The organism is Rhodococcus quanlei (assembly GCF_055231015.1).
Window position 1 is genome coordinate 84,949 of record NZ_JBUYWD010000010.1, and the last position, 22,015, is coordinate 106,963.

Here is a 22,015-nt window from a genome sequence, read left to right on the forward strand (position 1 = left end):
CCCGTTCGTTAGGCTGTCAACAGCATGTCGAAGATACCCCCGACCCCGAATCGTCGAGACCTGAAGAGTCGCCTCACCGAGGTCTCTCTCCGCGACGAACACCGATTCCGGCGACGCCTCGACAAAGCACGAACGCCCGATGCACTCGCCGCCATCGCCGACGAGATCGAATCCGCACGCACCCGGTTGTCGACCCGCGCGTCCGGTGTTCCACCCATCACGTATCCGGAAGCGCTGCCGGTTTCGGCGCGCAAGGACGACATCGCGAAAGCTGTCTCCGAGAACCAAGTCGTCATTGTCGCGGGCGAAACGGGTTCCGGGAAGACCACGCAGATCCCGAAGATCTGCCTCGAACTGGGTCGAGGTGTACGTGGACTGATCGGGCACACCCAGCCACGGCGCCTTGCGGCACGCACCGTCGCAGAGCGCATCGCCGAAGAGATCGGCACCGACCTGGGCGACACCGTCGGATACACCGTCCGTTTCACCGATCAGGTGTCCGACGGCACCTACGTGAAGCTGATGACGGACGGAATTCTGCTCGCCGAGATCCAGCGAGACAAGTTGCTGCGCCGCTACGACACCCTGATCATCGACGAGGCCCACGAGCGCAGCCTCAACATCGACTTCATTCTGGGGTACCTGAAACAACTACTACCCCGCCGACCCGACTTGAAGGTGATCATCACCTCGGCGACGATCGACCCTGACCGTTTCGCCCGTCACTTCGCGAACGCCGGCGTACCGGCCCCCGTCGTCGAGGTGTCCGGACGAACGTTCCCCGTCGAAATGCGTTATCGGCCGTTGTCCATCGAGGTGGGAGATTCCACCATCGACCTCGATCCTGTAGACGCGGTCTGCGAGGCCGTCGACGAGCTCTGCGCGGAGGGAGAAGGCGATATCCTCGTCTTCCTGTCCGGTGAGCGAGAGATCCGTGACACCGCCGACGCCCTCCGCGACCGGCGCCTGCGCAACACGGAGATCGTCCCGCTCTACGCCCGATTGTCGGCCGCCGAGCAGCACAAGGTGTTCGCACCTCACGCAGGCCGACGTGTGGTGCTCTCGACCAACGTCGCCGAGACGTCACTCACAGTTCCGGGGATTCGCTACGTCATCGATCCCGGCACTGCCCGAATATCGCGGTACTCGGTGCGCACCAAGGTTCAGCGCCTACCCATCGAACCGATCTCGCAGGCATCGGCTCGTCAGCGCTCCGGCCGCTGTGGTCGTGTGGCCGAGGGGATCTGCATCCGGCTCTACTCGGAGGAGGACTTCGAGTCCCGGCCCGCATTCACCGAACCCGAGATTCTGCGTACCAACCTGGGGTCCGTCATTCTCCAGATGACGGCCCTCGGTCTCGGTGACGTCGCCGCGTTCCCCTTCGTCGAGCCCCCGGATCCACGAGCGGTCCGCGACGGCGTGGGATTGCTCGAAGAACTCGGTGCGATCGACCGTGGTTCGCGAGCACACAACCCGGTCCTGACCGCGACCGGACGGGAACTCGCTGCCCTACCGGTCGACCCACGCATGGCACGCATGCTGGTTGAAGGCCATCGGAATGGTTGTCTGGCAGAACTTCTCGTGATCGTGTCGGCGCTGTCGATTCAGGATGTTCGCGAACGACCAGTCGACCACCAGCAAGCCGCCGACGAGCAGCACGCCCGATTCGCGGTGGAGAACTCCGACTTCCTCGCTTACCTCAAACTCTGGTCCTACCTGGGCGAGCAGCGGAAAGAACTGTCGTCCAGCCAGTTCCGAAAGATGTGCCGCAACGAATTCCTGCATTGGCTGCGCATCCGCGAATGGCAGGACCTACACGGGCAACTGCGGCAGATCACGCGTCGCATGGGCTGGGACACCTCGAACACGGCGGCGTCCGAATCGGCCATCCACCAGTCATTACTTGCCGGTCTGCTCTCCCACATCGGCCTCCGCGAGGGGGACAAGCGCGAGTTTCTCGGTGCCCGTGGCACACACTTCGCGATTTTCCCAGGCTCCACCTTGTTCAAGAAGCCGCCCCGCTGGGTCATGGCAGCCGAGTTGGTCGAGACTTCGCGATTGTGGGCACGCATGTCGGCCCGCATCGAACCCGAATGGGCCGAGAAGCTCGCGCCACAGTTGGTGAAACGCACGTATTCCGAACCACACTGGTCCAGGAAGCGCGCTGCAGCCATGGCCTACGAGCGGGTGACCCTGTACGGGCTGCCACTCGTCGCGAAGCGTCCGGTCACCTACTCGCCGATCGATCCCGAAGTGTCTCGAGATCTGTTCATCCGGCACGCATTGGTGCAGGGTGAGTGGCAGACAAACCATAAGTTCTTCCACTCCAATCACGCATTGCTCGACGACGTCGAGGAACTCGAGAATCGTGCGCGCCGACGCGACATCCTGGTCGACGACGACACCCTGTTCGACTTCTACGACGAGCGCGTCGGCGCGGAAGCCGTCTCTGCCAGACACTTCGACACGTGGTGGAAGAAGACACGACGTGCGTCTCCCGATCTGCTCGACTTCACAACCGACACCGTTGTCAACGCCGACTCGACTGCTGTTGCGGGCGGGCAGTATCCCGATGCCTGGCGTCAAGGCGAGATCCAGTTCCCCCTCACGTATCAGTTCGAACCCGGAACCGACGACGACGGTGTCACAGCGCGGATACCGGTGGCCCTCCTTGCGGGTGTGCGTCCCGTCGGCTTCGACTGGCTCGTTCCCGGAATGCGCGAGGAACTCGTCACCGCCCTGATCAAAACCCTGCCGAAGAATCTGCGCCGGCAGGTGGTTCCGGCGCCCGAGTTCGCCAAAGCGGCAATGGCATCCGTCACGCCGCGGTCGGAACCACTGATCAACGCGATGGCACGGGAGCTCTCTCGTCTCGGTTCGTGCCGTATCGACCCGAAGGACTTCGGCAGCGACGCGCTTCCCGACCACCTTCGCATGACCTTCTCGGCAACCGACGAATCCGGGGCCGTCCTCGGCCGCAGCAAGGACCTGGCCGAGCTTCGCCGTTCACTCGCACCACGGGTACGCGACGAGGTCGCCAAGACCGCCTCCCGTTCGCAACGGCCGCCCGCGCTCACGTGGACCCCGGAAACGTTGGGCACACTGAGCGCCACCGTCACGCGGGCGGTGGCCGGACAGACGATTGTCGGCTATCCCGCGCTCGTCCCCGAAGAATCCGGCGTGGCCGTACGCGTACTGAGTACCGCTGCGGAGCAGCGGGATGCCATGCGGGCGGGTACGCGAGAACTTCTCCTTGCCGCCGTTGCAACCCAGACCAGAACCGTGATCGCCGGCATCGACAACGCCCAGCGTCTCGCCCTGGGGCAGAATCCGGACGGAAGTGTCGAGGCCCTGGTCACCGACTGCCGGATCGCCGCGGCCAATTCGTTGATCGACTCGTTGAAAGAGCCGGTCCGCACGCCGACTCAGTTCGATTCACTCGTGAAGATCGCACGTGATCGGCTCCCCCACGACAGCTCGATTCTCTTGCGGCTCACCATCCCTGCCTTGGAGAAGGCCCACCGACTCGAGGCGATCCTGGCACGCAGACAAGGCGAAGCCGCAGACGATGTACGCGAACAACTGGAATCGCTACTGTTCCCCGGATTTGTCGCCGACCTCGGACCCGCACATTTGCGCGAGCTTCCCCGCTATCTCGAGGCCGCCACCGTGCGACTCGAATCACTGCCGGGCAGTGCGGACCGGGACAGTAACGGAATGGACGTTCTCGACCGTGTGTACGCCGGCTACGAGCGCATGTTGGCGGGCCTTCCGCCGGAACGACACCACAGTTCCGAAGTGGACGCTGTTCACTGGATGATCGAGGAGCTACGGGTGAGCCTGTTCGCACAGGCCGTGGGTACACCGGTAGCGGTGTCCGAAAAGCGAGTCCTCAAGATGATGCAGGCAGTATCCGGGCCGCGATAGATCAGGAGCGTGGAGTGTCCTCGCTACCGATACCGTCATCTGCCGCAGCCTTCGCCTCCTGATGTTCGCGCAGTTCCTTGATCTCACGTGCGAAATCGTCTGCCGAACTGAAGGACCGGTACACGGATGCGAATCGTAGGTACGCAACCTCGTCGAGGTCTCGCAACGGACCGAGTATGGCGAGGCCGACCTCGTTACTGGGAATCTCCGCGGAACCGGATGCGCGGACGGCATCTTCCACCTGTTGCGCGAGGAGATTCAGCGCATCGTTGTCGACCTGCCGTCCTTGGCATGCGCGGCGAACCCCTCGAACCACTTTCTCGCGGCTGAACGGCTCGGTGACACCGCTCCGCTTCACCACGGAGAGGATCGCGGTCTCCACCGTGGTGAACCTGCGCCCGCATTCCGGGCACGAACGGCGACGACGAATGGCCTGGCCCTCGTCCGCCTCACGCGAATCGACCACACGTGAATCCGGGTGCCGGCAGAAAGGGCAGTGCATGACGATTCCTTCGTCGTACCTCGACGCAACCACGCGTGGTGGTGTAACTGACAGCATTCGAGAGTACTCGTCCGTGCCACCGACGCTCGCACGCAGCACCGCCAACAGAACCGTCACGGTACCGAGACCGGGACCACGAGGCTCTGCCCTGGGGCGATCGACGACGTGGACATGGCATTGAGATCCATGATGCGTTCGATCACCTGCTGGGCAGGCAAGCCGGGGGCAACACGCTCTGCCACGTCCGTCAGGGTGTCACCGGCAGCTACTCGAACAACCTCGGTTGTGCCGGACAGTATGCCGGCCTCGGTAGCGGTGACGGCGTCGGCGACGATGCCGAACCCCAGCAGAATGCCTGCGGTGACGAGGACTGTCGCCAGAACGGTCCGCCAGCCGACATCTTCGACTGCGCCGTGATGCTCCGCCCTGGACATCCGGACGTGGGAATCGCGGTATCGAACGGCACCCGGGGCGGGACGCCTGCTGGCCGGCCTGCGCGTCGGACGGTCCGTCTCAACGCGCAAGTACGCGCATTGCTCGCCGAGATCTTCCCCCACAAAGCCCACTGCTCGCCTGGTCGGAACGACACGACGACTGTTCAGAACTGCACTGCTCATCGAAACCTCCGGTAACCGATCACCCTGTTCGATCACACGTTCGAAAGAACGTATGTTCGATTTCTACCACGAGCGGCCGACGACGGCGCCACTTTCAGGGACACGAGTCGAACAAATGTTTGATAACGACAGGCAATGTCGCTAGATTCGTGGCAGACGACACGCGGTGCAGATACCGCAGCACCGGCCCGACCGACGCGGAGGCAGACAGCATGAAGGACGAGAACTCGCCCGGCAGTTCGAACATCGGAGGCTCGAACACCAGCAGTTCGCCCACCGACGAACTCAAAGTCGACGCGAGCCCGAATCCTGCCGAACTCACCGATCGGCAGCGTCGCGTCCTCGAGGTCATCCGTACTTCCGTCACCGAACGCGGCTACCCCCCGAGCATCCGGGAGATCGGCGACTCGGTCGGCCTCACATCGACATCCTCCGTGGCGCACCAGTTGCGAACCCTCGAGCGCAAGGGATTCCTGCGCCGTGACCCGAACCGTCCCCGCGCCGTGGACGTCCGCGGGCTGGACGAGGTGGCAGCAGATGTGGCAGCCGGAAGCCAGACCGCTCGTACGCCCGGGCGCCCGACATCGGTCAGCCAGGGAGCACCGCAGTGCCTCGACGAGACGGTCATGCCGGAACCGACATTCGTTCCGGTACTGGGCAGGATCGCCGCCGGTGGGCCGATCCTGGCCGAGGAAGCCGTCGAGGACGTGTTCCCACTCCCCCGCGAACTCGTCGGCCAGGGCTCGCTGTTCCTGCTGAGGGTTGTCGGCGAGTCGATGGTCGATGCCGCCATCTGCGATGGCGACTATGTAGCGGTACGCCAGCAGAACGTCGCGGACAACGGCGACATCGTCGCCGCAATGATCGACGGTGAAGCGACGGTGAAGACGTTCAAACGTACGGACGATCAGGTGTGGCTGATGCCCCACAATCGCCTGTTCGATCCGATCCCGGGTAATGACGCCGTGATTCTCGGCAAGGTCGTCACCGTCGTACGCAAGATCTGACGCGCCTCACAGGTCGAGGCCACGACCGATGATCTCCTTCATGATCTCGGTCGTGCCGCCGTAAATGGTCTGCACTCGGGAATCCATATAAGCCTTCGCGATCGGGTATTCCTTCATGTAGCCATATCCGCCGTGGAGCTGGAGGCACCGGTCGATCAAGCGCACCTGGGCTTCGGTGGTCCACCACTTGGCCATGGCGGCCTCCTGCACCGTCAGCTTCCCATCGTTGAGCGATTCGATGCACCTGTCGACGAATACCCGGGCAGTCGTCGTCTCCGTGGCAAGTTCCGCCAGCACGAACCGGGTGTTCTGGAATTGGCCTATCGACTTGCCGAAGGCTTTGCGGTCGCGGCAGTACTGGATTGTCATCTCCAGCACCGACTCCATTGCCGCCACTGCGACCACGGCTATCGACAGTCGCTCTTGCGGTAGGTTTTTCATCAGGTACAGGAAGCCCATGCCCTCCTCTCCGAGGAGGTTCGCACCAGGGACGCGTACATCGTCGAAGGACAATTCTGCGGTGTCCTGGGCCTTCATTCCGATTTTGTCGAGGTTGCGACCTCGCTCGAAGCCGGCCATTCCGCGCTCGACGACGAACAGGCTGAATCCCTGCGCACCCTTGTCGGGGTCGGTACATGCCACCACGATCACGAGGTCGGCGTTGATGCCGTTGGTGATGAACGTCTTGGAGCCGTTGAGAATCCAGTCGTCGCCGTCGCGAACGGCGCGAGTCTTGATCCCCTGAAGGTCGCTACCAGTTCCGGGTTCGGTCATGGCAATAGCGCTGATCAACTCGCCGGATGCGAATCCGGGCAACCACCGCTGCTTCTGTTCGTCGTTGGCGAGGTCGAGCAGGTACGGCGCCACCACGTCGTTGTGCAGCGTGAATCCCACACCGCTGAATCCACCCTTGGTGGTTTCCTCGGCGATGATCGCGTTGTACCGGAAGTCGCGAACACCGCCCCCGCCGAATTCCTCCGGAAGTGCAGTGCCGAGGTACCCCTGCTTCCCCGCTTCGATCCACAGATTGCGGTCCACGATGTTCTGCTCTTCCCACTGCGCATGAAGAGGCTCGACGTGCTGGGCCAAGAACTTGCGGTACGACTCGCGAAACAGTTCGTGCTCCGGCTCGAACAGGGTGCGCTCCACGTGGGCTCCTCGTTTCAGATCGTGCAGGTATGACCAGGGTCACCGTAGCTCTGCCCGGATCGAGAAGGTGAGGACCGAGACGATCGTGATTCGTGACCGTTACCGACCCCGCAATCAGAGCCTGGACCGGCGCCCCATCACGACGATCACGACTGCGATCGCACCGAGAGTCATAACGCCCACCACGAGCCATTTCAGAACCCCAGCGAGGGAGAAGGGTTCGGCCGCTGCGATGGCCGGCTGTGCAGCCGTCGGCTGCACCAAGTCGGTTGCACCACGCAGTATCCGAATCGGCGGAAGAGCACCCGAACGCGCTTCGGAAGCGATCAGCAAATCCCCCTCCGGTGTGAAGGCAACCGCTTCCCCTTGAGGTTGATGCGGTAACGGGATACGAACCGCATCGCCCGAAACCAGGGCCTCCGCAATGTTCCCATCGGTAACCGAGAACAGGTATACGTCGGAGTAGCTCCGCACGGCTGCCACGGATGCATCCGCTGACACTGCGCCGCCGGTGAACATCACCGAACCGATCGCGCCCGGATCGGTGGTCGCAGACACGTCGATCTCACCGACCCTTTCCAGTTCCGAGGGACCTGGCTGCGCCAACTGGTCCACACCGGCACTTCCGGCCGGGCGATACACGGAACTCGGGCCGACCACGTTCTTGGTGACGATGACCGGAACCCCGTCGGGCTGCAGCAGGATGGACTCGGCGTCGTGTGGACCGTCCGGATACGTCAATCGGTAGAGCTCTCCCGCTCCGGTTCCTCGGTCCATCCGCGTCAACGCCACTGTGTCGCGACGGCTGTCGTTGTCTCCGGTGTCCCCCAGCCACAGGTCGGTGCCTGTCGCTGCCATGTCCTCCACGTCATAGGGGTCCACCGGGACCGGAAGCCATGCCGACACCGCACACGAGTGATCCAGAACCGCCACAGCGTCATCCGATCCGCTGTCGCCGACGGCGTACAGTTCGCTGCCGTGCGACGCGAGACCTGACAGCTCGGCAAGCCTGGGATCGGTGGGCGTGCACAGTGTCTCGAACTCCGGAGTCTCGATCGCCGGCGCCGCGGGTGGATCGGTCTGCGCGAGTGCGGGGCTTGCCGTCAATAGCGCAATCGACAACCCCGCGGCCGCCAGCGCGCCGATCGCACGGTCACGCACTGTGCGCGTACTCGACGAGCGCCGAGGCCAACGATTCCGGAACGCGGGCTCGAACTCGCGTGCCGTCCTCGTCGTGCGTGGACGTGAGAATCTGACCGTCCGAATGTATCCGTGCCATCAGATCGCCGCGGGTATACGGCAGCAGAACGCTCACCTCGACCTCCGGGCGAACCAGCACTTCGTCCAATCGCGCCCGAAGTTCGGCCACACCTTCCCCGGTGCGTGCCGACACGAATGCGGCGCCGGGGAGCAGTCCCCGCAGTTGGGTGAGGACCACGGGATCGGCTGCATCGATCTTGTTGACGACGATCAACTCCGGTGGCGCCGGAGCAGCGCTCTCACGCACCACGTCCATGATCACCTCGCGTACCGCCTTGATCTGGTCCGTGGGCAGTGGATCGGAGCCGTCGACGACGTGCAGCAGCAGGTCTGCGCCGGTGACCTCCTCGAGGGTGGAGCGGAACGCCTCGACGAGCTGGGTCGGTAAATGCCTGACGAATCCGACGGTGTCCGTGAGGATGTACTCACGGCCGTCGTCGAGCGCGGCTCGGCGCGACGTCGGATCGAGTGTCGCGAACAACGCGTTCTGCACCAACACCCCGGACCCGGTCAACGAGTTGAGTAGACTGGACTTTCCGGCATTGGTATAGCCGACGATCGCGACGGACGGAATCTCGCTCCGGACTCGTCGGGTGCGCTTGGTGTCACGCGCCGCCTTCATACCCTTGATCTCGCGACGCAGCTTGGCCATGCGCTCGCGAATACGACGGCGGTCGGTTTCGATCTTCGTCTCACCGGGACCACGCAAACCCACACCGCCGTTACTGCCCGCCCGGCCACCTGCCTGCCGCGACATCGACTCACCCCAACCGCGCAATCGCGGCAACATGTAGTCCATCTGGGCGAGTGCTACCTGAGCCTTGCCCTCCCGCGACGTTGCATGCTGAGCGAAGATGTCCAGGATCAGGGCGGTACGGTCGATGACCTTCACCTTGACGATCTTCTCGAGCGCAGTCAGCTGCGCGGGCGTGAGCTCACCGTCACAGATCACGGTGTCGGCACCCGTCGACAGCACCACTTCGCGCAGCTGTTCGGCCTTGCCCGACCCGATGTAGGTGGCGGCGTCCGGCTTGTCGCGGCGCTGCACCAATCCCTCGAGCACTTCGGACCCGGCAGTCTCGGCAAGTGCTGCGAGTTCCGCCATGCTGGACTCGGCCTGCGCTGCGGTCCCCTGGGTCCAGACACCGACCAGCACGACTCGCTCGAGGCGCAGTTGGCGATATTCGACCTCGGTGACGTCGGTGAGCTCGGTCGAAAGCCCCGCTACGCGCCGCAACGCACTGCGGTCGTCGAGCTGCATTTCACCGACGGAGGGTGACTGCCTGGATTCGTGTGTGTTCGTCATACACCACCATGATCCCACGGATCGTGCGGCGAATGCACCTTCTTTACCTGCGACGGGACAACCACCGCTCGCTCCGGGGCGCTCACCCGAGCTGCGCCCACCAGCGCTCGTCCAGCACGCCGGTCGCCACGAGCATCGACGGTCCACGCAGCGTTGCCCGTCCGTCCGCGTACGCGACGGTCACCTCCCCGCCGGGCACCCGTACCCGAACGTCACCGGCGGACTGTCCGTCGTGACGCAGCGCCGCGACTGCGGCAGCCACCGTCCCGGTCCCGCAGGAGCGTGTTTCACCGACCCCGCGCTCGTGCACCCGCATCCTCACTGCGCCGTCGCTCAACGGCGTCACGATCTCGATGTTTACGCCGTGCGGGAAGAATCCGGGATCGAATCCGGGAGCCGCCGTGAGGTCCAGCGCGGCGAGTGCGGAATCGGTGAGCGTGTCGACACACGCCAGATGCGGATTGCCGACGTCGATGCCCAGCCCGGTCAACACCCGGCCTTCGATGGTTGCGGTGCTCGGGCCGAGTTCCGCCACCGCACCCATGTCGACGGTCACCTCACCCAGGTAGCCGTCCGCGCGGTGAACGACAACGGGCCGCGCCCCGGCCCGGGAACCGACCACGAACTCGTCGCGGTGCTCGAACCCACCTGCCCGGAGATAGTGCGCGAACACACGAACGCCATTGCCGCACATCTCGGCGATCGAGCCGTCACTGTTGCGGTAGTCCATGAACCAGTCGTCGGCGGACAAGCCGTCGGGTACATCGGGCAGTACCCCGGCATCCGTGAGCGCACCGACACGTGCGACCCTGAGCACCCCATCTGCGCCGAGCCCGCGCTGCCGATCGCACAATGCCGCGACCCGCTCCTCCGTCAGATCGATCCGGACGTCGAGATCCGGCAGCACCACGAAGTCGTTCTCGGTTCCGTGCCCCTTGCTGAAATCCATGACCGTCAGCCTAGTCTCGTGTCGGCGTCAATTTTCCTGGCGGCGCTGCCGTGCGATCTCGTACAGGCCGACCGCTCCCGCGGACGGAGCACCCAGCGAACTCGCAGCGCCGCCGATCGGAATGGTGACGACGACATCGCACGCCTGACGCCATGCGGCGCTCATGCCTTTCGTCTCGTTTCCGACGACCAGCAACGTCCCGGTGGTGAAGTCGTGGCCGTCGATCACCACCGATCCGGTCTCGTCCGTGCCGACGACGGTCATGTCCACGCCGCGATCGCGCCACGAATCTCGAAACGCCAACACCTCGTCGACCGACGACACGGTGACGACGGGAAGGGCGAACAGCGATCCGGTCGACGCCCGCACGGCCTGCGGATCGTAAGGGTCGGCACCGTGGCCGACCACCACCACGGCGTCCGCCCCGAACGCGTCGGCGGTGCGAATCAACGTGCCGAGGTTCCCGGGCGAGGTCGGTCGATCGAACACCACCACCAAAGGTGCCGCTGCAAGACGAACGTCCCGCAGCCGCGGATGCCGTGATTTCGCTACGGCGATCACCTCGGGCGCGCTTGCGGACTTCTCTCCCAGTTCGGTCATCAGTTCGGTGCTCACACCGATGTGCTCGATACCGGCGCGGCCGGTCACCTCATGCGCCCACTCGGAGAGCGCCCCGCCGCCCACTTTGTGCAGGAGCGCTTCGATCGGCCAATCACGGTCGAGCGCCACGTTCAGCGGGCGCACTCCCTGGATCAGGAACAGACCTGCACGCGACCGCTTCGTGCGGTTGGACAGGAACGACTGCCATTGCTGAAACCGCGCATTACGAGTGGTGACCAACATTTTCTTGCGATTCATCCGTCTCCGTCCCGATCTTCGAGTGTTGCGAGAGCGGCGAGTGCCTCCAACGCTGTCGACAGAAGTCGGGGATCCTCGCCGTCCACCCACTCGATCCGTGGGTCTCGGCGAAACCACGACCGCTGTCTGCGTACGTAGCGACGCGTCCCGATGAACGTGCGTTCCTCGGCTTCCACAAGGTCGTACTCTCCATCGAGACAGGCAAGAACCTGTGCATAACCGATCGCGCGCTGAGCGGTCACGCCGTCACGCAGTCCGACTTCGAGCAGCCCGCGCACCTCGTCGACGAGTCCTCGTTCGAACATCAGCCGGGTTCGTGACCGGATGCGGTCGTCGAGACCTTCGGTCGGCCGGTCGACTCCGAGGATTCGGGTACCCCATCGAGGCTCACCGATTTGCGGTGCGGAAGCGGCAAAGGGCGCCCCGGTGATCTCGACCACCTCGAGCGCCCGCACCATGCGGCGGGCATCGGTCGGAAGAATGGTGGCGGCCGCCGCCGGGTCCGCTCGAACGAGTTCGCGATGGATCGCCTCCACACCGCCCTCGGCGAGTACGGCCTCCCACCTCGCTCGTACCTGCGGATCTGTTGCCGGAAAAGCCCACTCGTCCAAGAGCGCTTGCACGTACATCATCGACCCGCCGACGATGATCGGCACCGCGCCGCGATCGAGGATTGCCTCGACATCGCGGGCGGCATCGCGCTGATAGTTCGCGACAGTCGCGGTCTGTGTCACGTCGAGTACGTCGAGTTGGTGGTGTGGAATGCCACGGCGCTCACCGGTTGCCAGCTTCGCGGTTCCTATGTCCATTCCGCGGTAGAGCTGCATCGCGTCGATGTTGACGATCTCGCCGTCCCACCGCTGCGCGAGATCGAGGGCCAGGTTCGACTTGCCTGTTGCTGTCGGTCCGACGACGGCCACGGGTGCGTTCGGTCGCGTCACGGCGTCCACATCCCTACGTGATAGCCGACTCCGTACGGGGCGGCCGAGTACTCGGTGGTGCAGGTCGGTGCGTCGTGGTCGAATACTCCGGCGAGCACCTGCCAGGGCACTCTGCCACCGACTCCCAGACTTTTCGCCGCCGCCGGATCGAGATTCCGGAGTGTTGGTAGATCACCGATTGCGAGTGCCCGGTCGAGTTCGGCCTGCAGCGGTCCGGCGGCGGGATCGTAGGCGCCGGGTGCCTTGTTCGTCAGGGTGCTGGCTCCGTCACCGATCACGAGGAGGCCCTGCGGGGCGTCGGCGGCGTTCATCGACTGCCGAAGTTCCCTGCCGTATTCGGTGCAGTCTCGGGGGGAGGTTCCGGACGGAAGAATCCGAACCTGAAGATCGACATCAGGCGCGTACGAGCCACGAATCCAGCCGGCCACCAGGGCTGCGAGCGGCAGATCCGCCTCTACTGACTGCTGGTCCGGGTCACCGTCCGCCGGACCACCGAACGCCACCTCGACGTCCACTCCGTAACCCCGAAACGTCCCGCGTGCCGGCCGTTCGACGACCTCCGATACGGTGCCCGCACCGACGGCAATCCATGAGCGCGCCCGTGTCGCCAGTTCGGAGGCGACCGCGCGTACCGCGTGGCGAAGGTCGGCGTTCTCGTGAGCGCCCCGACCTTCCAGTTCCGGCACCAGGAGTGGTGGCGAGGGTACGAGGGCTGCGGCAGCGAACACAGCCGCAACGCTAGCCGAACGTGTTTTCTGTCGACGGAGGCCGTCTCGCCCGATTCGTACCGCGTCACCTGATTCAATGGTCTCGAGCACCCTTACCGGGTTCAATGGAAACCGGATAGCGATCAGGCGGCCGTGTCGCGCGGCAGAGATGAGGAACCGATGACCGACAACAACAACGTCACCCCCAAGCCTGGCGCACCCAAACCCGGCGCACCCAAGCCGGGCGGTCCACGCCCCGGACCTGCAGCGCACATAGCCCCCACACCGGTGCACACCATCGCCGCGAGCGACCCGAGCAAGTTCGGGCGTGTGGACGACGACGGCACGGCCTGGGTGAAAACTCCCGACGGTGAGCGGCAGATCGGCTCTTGGCAGGCCGGCGACTCAGCGGAGGGTCTTGCGCATTTCGGTAGACGGTTCGACGACCTCGCGACCGAGGTGGGTCTGCTCGAGGCGCGGCTCATGTCCGGCGCAGGCGATGCGAAGAAGACGAAAGCGGCGGCCGTCGCTCTCTCGGAATCCTTGCCCACCGCGGCCGTGATCGGCGATATTCCCGCACTGGCCGCACGGCTCGACGTCGTGATCGCAGAATCGGATGTGGCGGCCGAGCACGCCAAGCAGGAGAAGGAACAGTCCAGGCAGGAACACACGGCCCGCAAGGAAGAACTGGCCGCCGAGGCCGAAACGATCGGTGCCGAATCCACGCATTGGAAGGCCGCCGGAGATCGTTTGCGGGAGATCCTCGAAGAATGGAAGACCATCCGCGGCGTCGATCGCAAGGTGGACGACGCGCTGTGGAAGCGGTACTCGAAAGCCCGTGAGGCATTCAATCGCCGTCGCGGTGCCCACTTCGCCGAGTTGGACAGAGACCGTGCGGCCGCCAGGGTGAGGAAGGAAGAACTGGTGGATCGGGCAGAAGCGATGTCCGACTCCACCGATTGGGGTGCAACAGCCGCAGCGTTCCGCGAACTCCTCGTCGAATGGAAGGCAGCCGGACGCGCGCCCCGCGAGGCGGACGACGCACTGTGGAAACGGTTCAAGGGAGCGCAGGACGTCTTCTTCTCGGCCCGCAATGCCGTGGCGTCCGAGCGTGATGCCGAATACGAGCAGAACGCCGTCGCAAAAGATGCGCTCCTGAAGGAGTACGCCGACCTCGACGGGTCGAAGGATGTCGAGGCTGCCCGCACGGCACTACGAAATCTGCAAGAGAAGTGGGATGCGATCGGCAAGGTACCGCGCGAACGCATGCACGACCTCGAGGGCAAGATTCGCGCGATCGAGAAGCGGGTGCGATCAGCCGCCGATGCCGAATGGCGTCGTACCGACCCCGAGACGCTCGCGCGCGCCGCACAGTTCCGTGAGCGAGTCGCACAGTTCGAGGAGCAGGCCGAGAAGGCCACGGCGGCAGGGAAGACGAAGGACGCCGAAAAGGCACTCGCTCAGGCCGCGCAGTGGCGTGAGTGGGCCGACGCGGCCGACAGTGCCGTCAGCGACAGCTGACAGCACCCTCGTTCAACGACAGCTAGACGATCCAGTCGCCGCGTCGCTCCGCTTCGGCGGCAGCGGTGCGGCGTTCTTCCTCGGCTGCCAACTGCAGCGCCGTGCGGCTCCACACCACCTTCAGCCAATGGAAGGTGAGCGCGATGACCGCTATCCAACCGAGTACCAAACCAATGCCCGGGCCGGCCAGGTCTGCGGAGGCCGGCAAGGTTTGGCGCATCCAGATCGACAGCATTCCCAGCACCACCGAGATCGCCGATCCGGCGAGGGCTGCCCATGCAAGCACCCATCGGCGAGTGACCAGTGCGAGCATCGACCCGATCACTCCGAACACCACGACGAATCCCACGAAGATGCGTGACGGCAACTTCACCACTTCGTCCCGGGCGGCGTCGCCGTCGACGAGAACTTCCCATCCGTTCGCACCCCCCGCGTGCGGCAGGGTCAGCGACAGCAGGAGTATCAGCACGATCACTGCGACGACGACGGCGCGGGCGCCCGGGTCGATTTCGCCGGCGACCTTGCGTTCGGCGGCGTCGAAGTCCTTGCGATAGCTTTCGATCGGGTCCGACTCCTCGGCGCCTCCGGTTGGCCGGCTCCCGTCTCGCTTGTCGTTCATGCCGGCTTGCTCACTCATGTATTGCATCCCATCTGCGCGGGTAGTGGGTCGGGAACGCCGACCTGTGGAAGTCCGAGGCCGACCCCGATCGGCGGTGTCTTGGGGGTGATGCCCTTCTCGAAGGAGTCACCTGCCCGCGTGCGGCGGTGGGTGATGATCGATTCGTCTGCGACGAGGTGGTGTGGCGCGGCCGCGGTCACCGTGACCGTGACGATGTCGCCGGGACGGACAGCGCCGTCGATGTTGCCTTCGGGACGGAAATGCACGAGTCGTCCGTCGCGGGCACGGCCACTCATGCGCGCCGTCGCGGCGTTCTTGCGGCCCTCGCCGGCTGCCACGAGGAGTTCGACCTCGCGGCCCACGATCCTGCGGTTCTCGTCGAGCGTGATCTCCTCCTGCAATGCGAGGAGACGCTCGTATCGATCCTGCACGACTGCCTTGGGGAGCTGATCGTCCATCTCGGCGGCGGGTGTGCCGGGACGCTTCGAGTATTGGAAGGTGAAAGCGCTGGTGAAACGCGCCTTGCGGACCACGTCGAGCGTTTCCTGAAAGTCTTCCTCCGTCTCGCCCGGGAACCCGACGATGATGTCGGTCGTGATCGCCGCGTCCGGCATCGCCGCCCGCACCTTCTCGATGATTCCGAGGAACCGGGACTTTCGGTAGGAGCGGCGCATCGCCTTGAGAACGCGGTCCGAACCCGACTGCAACGGCATGTGCAGTTGTGGGCACACGTTCGGGGTGTCCGCCATCGCCTCGATGACGTCGTCGGTGAATTCCGCCGGGTGCGGCGACGTGAAACGCACCCGCTCGAGTCCCTCGATGTTCCCGCAGGCTCGCAGCAACGCAGAGAACGCGGTCCGGTCGCGTGGTTGCTCGGGGTCGGCGAACGACACACCGTAGGCATTGACGTTCTGCCCGAGCAGGGTGACTTCGAGAACACCTTCGTCCACGAGGGCCTGTACCTCGGCAAGGACGTCACCGGGACGGCGGTCGACCTCTTTACCGCGCAGAGCCGGGACGATGCAGAACGTGCACGTGTTGTTGCAACCGACCGAGATGGACACCCAGCCCGCGTACGCGGACTCGCGCTTGGCGGGGAGCGTGGACGGGAACGCCTCCAGCGACTCGAGGATCTCCACCTCGGCCTGCTGATTGTGGCGTGCTCGCTCGAGCAGCGTGGGCAGCGAACCGATGTTGTGGGTACCGAACACGACGTCGACGTAGGGCGCCTTCTTCACCACCACGTCGCGATCCTTCTGTGCGAGGCACCCGCCGACAGCGATCTGCATGTCCGGGTTGCGCTCCTTCGCCGGAACGAGCTGGCTCAGGTTTCCGTACAGCTTGTTGTCCGCGTTCTCACGGACAGCACACGTGTTGAACACCACAAGGTCGGGTGCCTGACCAGGTGCGACCTTGGAGTATCCGGCGTCCTCGAGGAGACCCGACAAGCGTTCGGAGTCGTGCACGTTCATCTGGCAGCCGTGCGTGCGCACCTCGTAGCTTCTGTGCGTGTTCTGGTCGATCGTGTCCACCCCTTCAGGGTACGGCCCGCCCCAGCTCACACTGTCGGCCCACCTCTGCATCTGCGGTCAGCCGGAAAGTTTCCGTGACATACCGGCGAAACCCGGCCTCAAATGGTGTGCGGGGGTGCCCGCAACGCATAGGGTGTCCGGTTATGACGCAAGCCGACGCGGTGACCCCGCCGCCAGCGAGCAGCAGTTCGTCCATGATCTCGATGCACTCGGTGAACAAGCACTTCGGTTCGCTGCACGTGCTGCAGGACATCGACCTCGAGGTACCTGCCGGTCAGGTCGTCATCGTGGTCGGGCCGTCCGGATCCGGAAAATCCACGCTGTGCCGGACAATCAACCGCCTCGAACCCATCGACAGCGGCGAGATTCGCGTCGACGGTGAACCGCTGCCGGCCGAAGGCCGCGCCCTCGCTGCACTGCGCGCCGACGTGGGCATGGTCTTCCAGTCGTTCAATCTGTTCGCCCACAAGACCATCCTCGAGAACGTGATGCTGGCACCGATGAAGGTCCGCAAGAAGAAGCGCGACGAAGCGAAGGACCGCGCCTACGCACTGCTCGAGCGCGTGGGCATCGCCAATCAGGCGGACAAGTACCCGGCCCAGCTGTCGGGCGGTCAGCAGCAACGAGTCGCCATCGCACGAGCTCTCGCGATGAATCCGAAGGTCATGCTGTTCGACGAGCCGACCTCGGCGCTCGACCCCGAGATGGTGGGCGAGGTTCTCGACGTCATGACGGCACTGGCGAAGGACGGCATGACGATGCTCGTCGTCACGCACGAGATGGGCTTCGCCCGCAAGGCCGGCGACCGGGTCCTGTTCATGGCCGATGGTCGGATTCTCGAGGACACCGATCCCAATACCTTCTTCTCGAGTCCGAACACTGCACGAGCCAAGGACTTCCTCGGGAAGATCCTCAGCCACTGATCACGCTCGATTCGCGAACCGCTCTGCGCACGTCGCTGCGCATTGTCACCTACCTGAGAGGACCTTGTGAACATCAGTCGTTCGATACGCCTGGGAATCGGCGCCGTGGCGCTGGCCGTCGTAGCAACAGCGTGCGGCGGAGGTGAGCAGAGAAGCGTTATGGAAAGCGCCGAAAGTGGACAGTTGGTCGTCGGCATCAAGTTCGATCAGCCCGGACTCGGCCAGCGCAACCCCGACGGCACGTTCAGCGGGTTCGACGTCGAGGTCGCCAAGTATGTCGCGGGCGAACTCGGTGTCAGCCCGGAGAACATCGAGTTCAAGGAAGCGCCGTCCCCCCAGCGGGAAACACTGATCCAGAACGGCGAGGTCGACTACATCGTCGGCACCTACTCCATCACGGACGAGCGCAAGGAAAAGGTCGACTTCGCAGGACCGTACTTCGTCGCCGGTCAGTCGCTGCTCGTGCGCGCCGACAATCAAGAGATCACCGGGCCCGATTCGCTGCGCGGCGGCAAGACGCTGTGCTCCGTCGCCGGCTCCACTCCTGCGCAGAACATCAAGGACAACTACGCCCAGGACGTGCAGCTCCAGGAGTACGACACCTACTCGGCCTGCGTCGCCGCTCTGCGCAACGGTGCCGTCGACGCGTTGACCACGGACGACATCATCCTGGCGGGTTACGCCGCTCAGTCCCCCGGTGAGTTCAAGGTGGTCGGTGAGCCGTTCACCGTGGAGCGGTACGGCATCGGCCTTGCCAAGGGTGATGACGAAGGCCGCGCGAAGATCAACGACGCCATCGAGGCGATGATCGCCGACGGTTCGTGGGAGACGGCCTTCAACGAGACCGTGGGCGACTCGGGTTACCCGCTTCCGGAACCGCCAACCGTGGACCGCTACTGATTATTCTCTGCTCACCGTGATGGCTCGTCGGCCCTGCCGGCGGGCCATCACCGTGCGACCACTATTCGGCACTACGGAGACGGCACGTGGATCTACTGAACAAGTACGGCGATCAGATGCTCGCCGCATTCTGGACGACGGTGCAACTCACCGCGCTGTCCGCTGTCGGAGCGCTGATCCTCGGCACTCTGCTTGCCGGGATGCGGGTGTCACCCATTCCGGTGGCACGGGCGTTCGGGGCCTCGTACGTCACGATCTTCCGTAACACTCCCCTGACCCTCATCATCGTGTTCTGCTCGTTCGGGCTGTACCAGACGATGGGCGTCAATCTCGCCGATCCGGACTCGCCGACCTTCGTGGTGGACAACAACTTCCGGCTCGCCGTTCTCGGTTTGAGCGTCTACACCGCATCGTTCGTGTGTGAATCGCTGCGGTCGGGAATCAACACCGTCGATGTGGGCCAGGCCGAGGCCGGACGTTCGCTGGGTCTGACGTTCTTTCAGAATCTGTCTCTGGTCGTGCTGCCGCAAGCATTTCGAAGCGTGATCGCTCCACTCGGCAGTGTGCTGATCGCGCTGACGAAGAACTCCACCATCGCCGCCGTGATCGGCGTCGCCGAGGCTGCCCTCCTGATGAAGGAGATGATCGAGGACGAGGCGGCGATCTTCGTGATCGGTGGAATCTTCGCGCTCGGCTTCGTGATTCTGACCCTGCCGATGGGCCTGGCGTTCGGCTACCTGAGCAAGCGTTTGGAGGTTGCCCGATGAGTTCCGGCGCTACCGTTCTCTACGACGCCCCTGGTCCGAGAGGCCGGCGTCTCCACCACCTGATTTCTGCCGTCGTCGTCGCTGTTCTCGTCGGTGTCGGCTACCTGGTCTACGTGGCCCTCGATCAGCAGGGGCAGCTGACCGCGGAGAAGTGGGAGCCGTTCACCGAATCCACTTCGTGGACGACGTATCTGTTGCCCGGCATCCAGGGCACGTTGACCGCTGCGGCGATGTCGATCGTTCTGGCTCTGATCTTCGGCGCCGTTCTGGGTATCGGGCGCTTGTCCGATCACCGGTCGGTGCGGATCGTCTCGGGCACCATCGTGGAGATCTTCCGGGCAGTGCCCGTACTGATCCTGATGATCTTCATGTATCAGGTCTTCGCCGAGTATCAGGTCTTCAAGTCGCAGTACCTCGCGCTCGCCGCCGTTGTGGTGGCGTTGACCCTCTACAACGGCTCGGTCATCGCGGAGATCGTGCGCTCGGGCATCAATTCGCTACCGAAGGGGCAGACCGAGGCGGCAAAGGCGCTCGGTATGCGCAAAAGCCAGATCATGCTCACGATCTTGTTGCCGCAGGCCGTCACCGCGATGCTGCCCGCGCTCATTTCACAGATGGTGGTCGCGCTCAAAGACTCCGCCCTCGGGTACCTCGTCAACTATGTCGAGGTCGTTCGTTCCGGTCAGCAACTCGGTGCGTACTACAGCAACTACCTGCCCGCGCTCATCGTGGTGGCGGTGATCATGATCGTTCTGAACTCGGCTCTGACGGTGGTTGCCACGCGGCTGGAGAAGCGCTTGCGGTCCCGGAGCAAGGGCAAGGGCGCGGTGTCCCCGCTGGCGGTGGATGCCTCGACTCCCGGTGTGGACCTGAAATAGTCGAAACCCGAACGGTCAGAAGTCGTCCGGCACAGGCGGCACGTCGTCCATCTCGGCACCCGCCCGTGCGATGTGTTCTCTGACGACGTCGAATGCGAGGCCCGCCGGAAAGCCCCTGCGCGCGAGCATGCCCACCAGCCGGCGCATCGCACGGTCGCGGTCGTCGAGCGAGACGGTCCGCATCTTGCGGGCCACCAGTTCGCTCGCCTTCTCGCGTTCGTCGTCGGCGCTGATCTGTTCCAGTGCGTATGCCGCGTCCTCTTGATCTACACCTTTTCGGCGCAGTTCGAGCGCAAGCGCTCGCTTACCCCGGCCGGAGTAAGTGTGGCGCGAATGCACCCACTGTTGAGCGAAGTCTGCGTCGTCGACCAGGCCCACCTCGGTGAGCCTGTCCAGGACGCGCTGAACTGTGTCGTCGGCGAACCCCTTCTTGGCGAGACGCTGGGCGAGTTCGGCTCGGCTGCGTGCGCGGTCGGTCAAGAGGCGCAGGCATACGTCTTTCGCCTGCGCCTCTGTTCGGCCGCCCTCTTCTGTGGGCTTGCTCATCGACTCAGAATTCGACGGGCGCCGCATCCTCGGATTCGGCCGTCACATCGGCGCCGATATTGAGCTTCTCTTTGATCTTCTTCTCGATCTCGTCTCGGATATCGGTGTTCTCGAGCAAGAACTTGCGGGCATTCTCCTTGCCCTGACCGAGCTGATCGCCCTCGTACGTGTACCAGGAACCGGACTTGCGGATGAATCCGTGCTCGACACCCATGTCGATGAGCGAACCTTCCTTGCTGATGCCCTGCCCGTACAGGATGTCGAACTCGGCCTGCTTGAACGGAGGTGCGACCTTGTTCTTGACGACCTTCACGCGGGTGCGGTTGCCGACTGCGTCGGTGCCGTCCTTGAGGGTCTCGATGCGCCGAACGTCCAGCCGCACCGACGAGTAGAACTTCAGTGCCTTACCACCGGTGGTGGTTTCGGGGGAACCGAACATGACGCCGATCTTCTCGCGAAGCTGGTTGATGAAGATCGCCGTGGTACCCGAGTTGCTGAGTGCGCTCGTCATCTTTCGCAGCGCCTGGCTCATGAGCCGCGCCTGCAGACCGACGTGACTGTCACCCATCTCACCCTCGATCTCGGCGCGCGGCACGAGGGCCGCCACCGAGTCGACGACGAGGATATCCAGTGCGCCTGAGCGGATCAGCATGTCAGCGATCTCGAGCGCTTGCTCGCCGGTGTCGGGCTGGGAGACGAGCAGCGCGTCGGTGTCGACACCGAGCTTCTGTGCGTAATCGGGATCGAGCGCGTGCTCCGCGTCGATGAAGGCGGCGATACCGCCGTTGGCCTGAGCGTTGGCTACGGCGTGCAGCGCCACTGTGGTCTTACCGGATGATTCCGGACCGTAGATCTCGATGACGCGACCACGGGGCAGGCCGCCGATACCGAGGGCGACGTCCAACGAAATGGAGCCCGTGGGGATCACTGCGATCGGCTGGCGCACGCCTTCACCGAGACGCATCACCGAACCCTTACCGAAGTTCTTGTCGATCTGCGCCAGCGCCAAGTCGAGCGCCTTGTCCCGATCGTGTGCCTGTGGTGCCATCGTCGTCCCCATTCTCGAGTCTCATCGGTGATCTGTGGTCAGGTTAGAAGCCGGTACC

At 64.3% G+C, this 22,015-nt stretch carries 20 protein-coding genes; 7 read left to right on the forward strand and 13 right to left on the reverse strand.

The window, feature by feature from the left end:
• Positions 1-24 precede the first annotated feature (24 nt).
• Positions 25-3,927, forward strand: coding sequence for an ATP-dependent RNA helicase HrpA (hrpA, locus tag ACZI8Q_RS07935; protein ID WP_463372967.1), 3,903 nt, complete (start codon positions 25-27; stop codon positions 3,925-3,927).
• 1 nt (position 3,928) lies between these two features.
• Here hrpA and nrdR read toward each other — a convergent pair whose 3' ends face one another.
• Together nrdR and ACZI8Q_RS07945 are read right to left on the reverse strand one after the other, a co-directional pair.
• The gene (gene nrdR / locus ACZI8Q_RS07940; RefSeq protein ID WP_463372968.1) at positions 3,929-4,429 is read right to left on the reverse strand and encodes a transcriptional regulator NrdR; all 501 of its coding nucleotides are present in this window, start codon (positions 4,427-4,429) and stop codon (positions 3,929-3,931) included.
• Positions 4,430-4,542: 113 nt separating this feature from the next.
• Positions 4,543-5,046 carry a LysM peptidoglycan-binding domain-containing protein gene (locus ACZI8Q_RS07945; RefSeq protein ID WP_463372969.1) on the reverse strand — a complete coding sequence of 168 codons (504 nt, stop codon included), beginning with the start codon at positions 5,044-5,046 and terminating at the stop codon, positions 4,543-4,545.
• Positions 5,047-5,258: 212 nt separating this feature from the next.
• Between ACZI8Q_RS07945 and lexA the strand changes: the two genes are divergently transcribed.
• On the forward strand, positions 5,259-6,053 hold the full coding sequence (gene lexA / locus ACZI8Q_RS07950; RefSeq protein ID WP_463373162.1) for a transcriptional repressor LexA: 795 nt from the start codon (positions 5,259-5,261) through the stop codon (positions 6,051-6,053).
• 6 nt (positions 6,054-6,059) lie between these two features.
• Here lexA and ACZI8Q_RS07955 read toward each other — a convergent pair whose 3' ends face one another.
• The 7 genes from ACZI8Q_RS07955 to ACZI8Q_RS07985 form a co-directional block, all read right to left on the reverse strand.
• On the reverse strand, positions 6,060-7,202 hold the full coding sequence (locus ACZI8Q_RS07955) for an acyl-CoA dehydrogenase family protein (RefSeq protein ID WP_463372970.1): 1,143 nt from the start codon (positions 7,200-7,202) through the stop codon (positions 6,060-6,062).
• A 114-nt stretch (positions 7,203-7,316) separates the two neighbouring features.
• Entirely contained in the window at positions 7,317-8,363 is a 1,047-nt protein-coding gene (locus ACZI8Q_RS07960; protein WP_463372971.1) for a hypothetical protein, read from the reverse strand.
• Positions 8,356-9,768: a GTPase HflX gene (gene hflX / locus ACZI8Q_RS07965; protein ID WP_463372972.1), complete on the reverse strand. Its 1,413-nt coding sequence runs from the start codon at positions 9,766-9,768 to the stop codon at positions 8,356-8,358. The genes ACZI8Q_RS07960 and hflX overlap by 8 nt, the downstream gene beginning before the upstream one ends.
• An 82-nt stretch (positions 9,769-9,850) precedes the next feature.
• Positions 9,851-10,717, reverse strand: a complete 867-nt coding sequence (gene dapF, locus ACZI8Q_RS07970) for a diaminopimelate epimerase (protein WP_463372973.1) — start codon at positions 10,715-10,717, stop codon at positions 9,851-9,853.
• A 27-nt stretch (positions 10,718-10,744) separates the two neighbouring features.
• Complete coding sequence (locus ACZI8Q_RS07975; RefSeq protein WP_463372974.1) at positions 10,745-11,575, reverse strand: TrmH family RNA methyltransferase; 831 nt, start codon at positions 11,573-11,575, stop codon at positions 10,745-10,747.
• A complete protein-coding gene (gene miaA / locus ACZI8Q_RS07980) occupies positions 11,572-12,516 on the reverse strand; it encodes a tRNA (adenosine(37)-N6)-dimethylallyltransferase MiaA (protein ID WP_463372975.1) in 945 nt (314 codons plus the stop codon). The genes ACZI8Q_RS07975 and miaA overlap by 4 nt, the downstream gene beginning before the upstream one ends.
• Positions 12,513-13,244: a class III extradiol dioxygenase subunit B-like domain-containing protein gene (locus ACZI8Q_RS07985; protein ID WP_463372976.1), complete on the reverse strand. Its 732-nt coding sequence runs from the start codon at positions 13,242-13,244 to the stop codon at positions 12,513-12,515. Before ACZI8Q_RS07985 ends, miaA begins: the two co-directional genes overlap by 4 nt.
• Before the next feature lie 159 nt (positions 13,245-13,403).
• Between ACZI8Q_RS07985 and ACZI8Q_RS07990 the strand changes: the two genes are divergently transcribed.
• Entirely contained in the window at positions 13,404-14,744 is a 1,341-nt protein-coding gene (locus ACZI8Q_RS07990; protein ID WP_463372977.1) for a DUF349 domain-containing protein, read from the forward strand.
• A gap of 22 nt (positions 14,745-14,766) precedes the next feature.
• Here ACZI8Q_RS07990 and ACZI8Q_RS07995 read toward each other — a convergent pair whose 3' ends face one another.
• Together ACZI8Q_RS07995 and miaB are read right to left on the reverse strand one after the other, a co-directional pair.
• Positions 14,767-15,381, reverse strand: coding sequence for an Rv2732c family membrane protein (locus ACZI8Q_RS07995; protein ID WP_463372978.1), 615 nt, complete (start codon positions 15,379-15,381; stop codon positions 14,767-14,769).
• The gene (gene miaB / locus ACZI8Q_RS08000) at positions 15,378-16,895 is read right to left on the reverse strand and encodes a tRNA (N6-isopentenyl adenosine(37)-C2)-methylthiotransferase MiaB (protein WP_463372979.1); all 1,518 of its coding nucleotides are present in this window, start codon (positions 16,893-16,895) and stop codon (positions 15,378-15,380) included. Before miaB ends, ACZI8Q_RS07995 begins: the two co-directional genes overlap by 4 nt.
• Before the next feature lie 194 nt (positions 16,896-17,089).
• Between miaB and ACZI8Q_RS08005 the strand changes: the two genes are divergently transcribed.
• The 4 genes from ACZI8Q_RS08005 (at position 17,090) to ACZI8Q_RS08020 (ending at position 20,363) form a co-directional block, all read left to right on the forward strand.
• Positions 17,090-17,818, forward strand: a complete 729-nt coding sequence (locus tag ACZI8Q_RS08005; protein WP_463373163.1) for an amino acid ABC transporter ATP-binding protein — start codon at positions 17,090-17,092, stop codon at positions 17,816-17,818.
• Between the two features lie 66 nt (positions 17,819-17,884).
• A complete protein-coding gene (locus ACZI8Q_RS08010; RefSeq protein WP_463372980.1) occupies positions 17,885-18,718 on the forward strand; it encodes a glutamate ABC transporter substrate-binding protein in 834 nt (277 codons plus the stop codon).
• An 86-nt stretch (positions 18,719-18,804) separates the two neighbouring features.
• Positions 18,805-19,485, forward strand: a complete 681-nt coding sequence (locus tag ACZI8Q_RS08015) for an amino acid ABC transporter permease (RefSeq protein ID WP_463372981.1) — start codon at positions 18,805-18,807, stop codon at positions 19,483-19,485.
• On the forward strand, positions 19,482-20,363 hold the full coding sequence (locus tag ACZI8Q_RS08020; RefSeq protein ID WP_463372982.1) for an amino acid ABC transporter permease: 882 nt from the start codon (positions 19,482-19,484) through the stop codon (positions 20,361-20,363). The genes ACZI8Q_RS08015 and ACZI8Q_RS08020 overlap by 4 nt, the downstream gene beginning before the upstream one ends.
• Positions 20,364-20,378: 15 nt before the next feature.
• Here the strand turns inward: ACZI8Q_RS08020 and recX are convergent, their stop codons facing one another.
• Both recX and recA read right to left on the reverse strand, forming a co-directional pair.
• Positions 20,379-20,909, reverse strand: coding sequence for a recombination regulator RecX (recX, locus tag ACZI8Q_RS08025; protein WP_463372983.1), 531 nt, complete (start codon positions 20,907-20,909; stop codon positions 20,379-20,381).
• A gap of 4 nt (positions 20,910-20,913) precedes the next feature.
• Positions 20,914-21,957, reverse strand: coding sequence for a recombinase RecA (gene recA, locus ACZI8Q_RS08030; RefSeq protein ID WP_463372984.1), 1,044 nt, complete (start codon positions 21,955-21,957; stop codon positions 20,914-20,916).
• Positions 21,958-22,015: the final 58 nt, after the last annotated feature.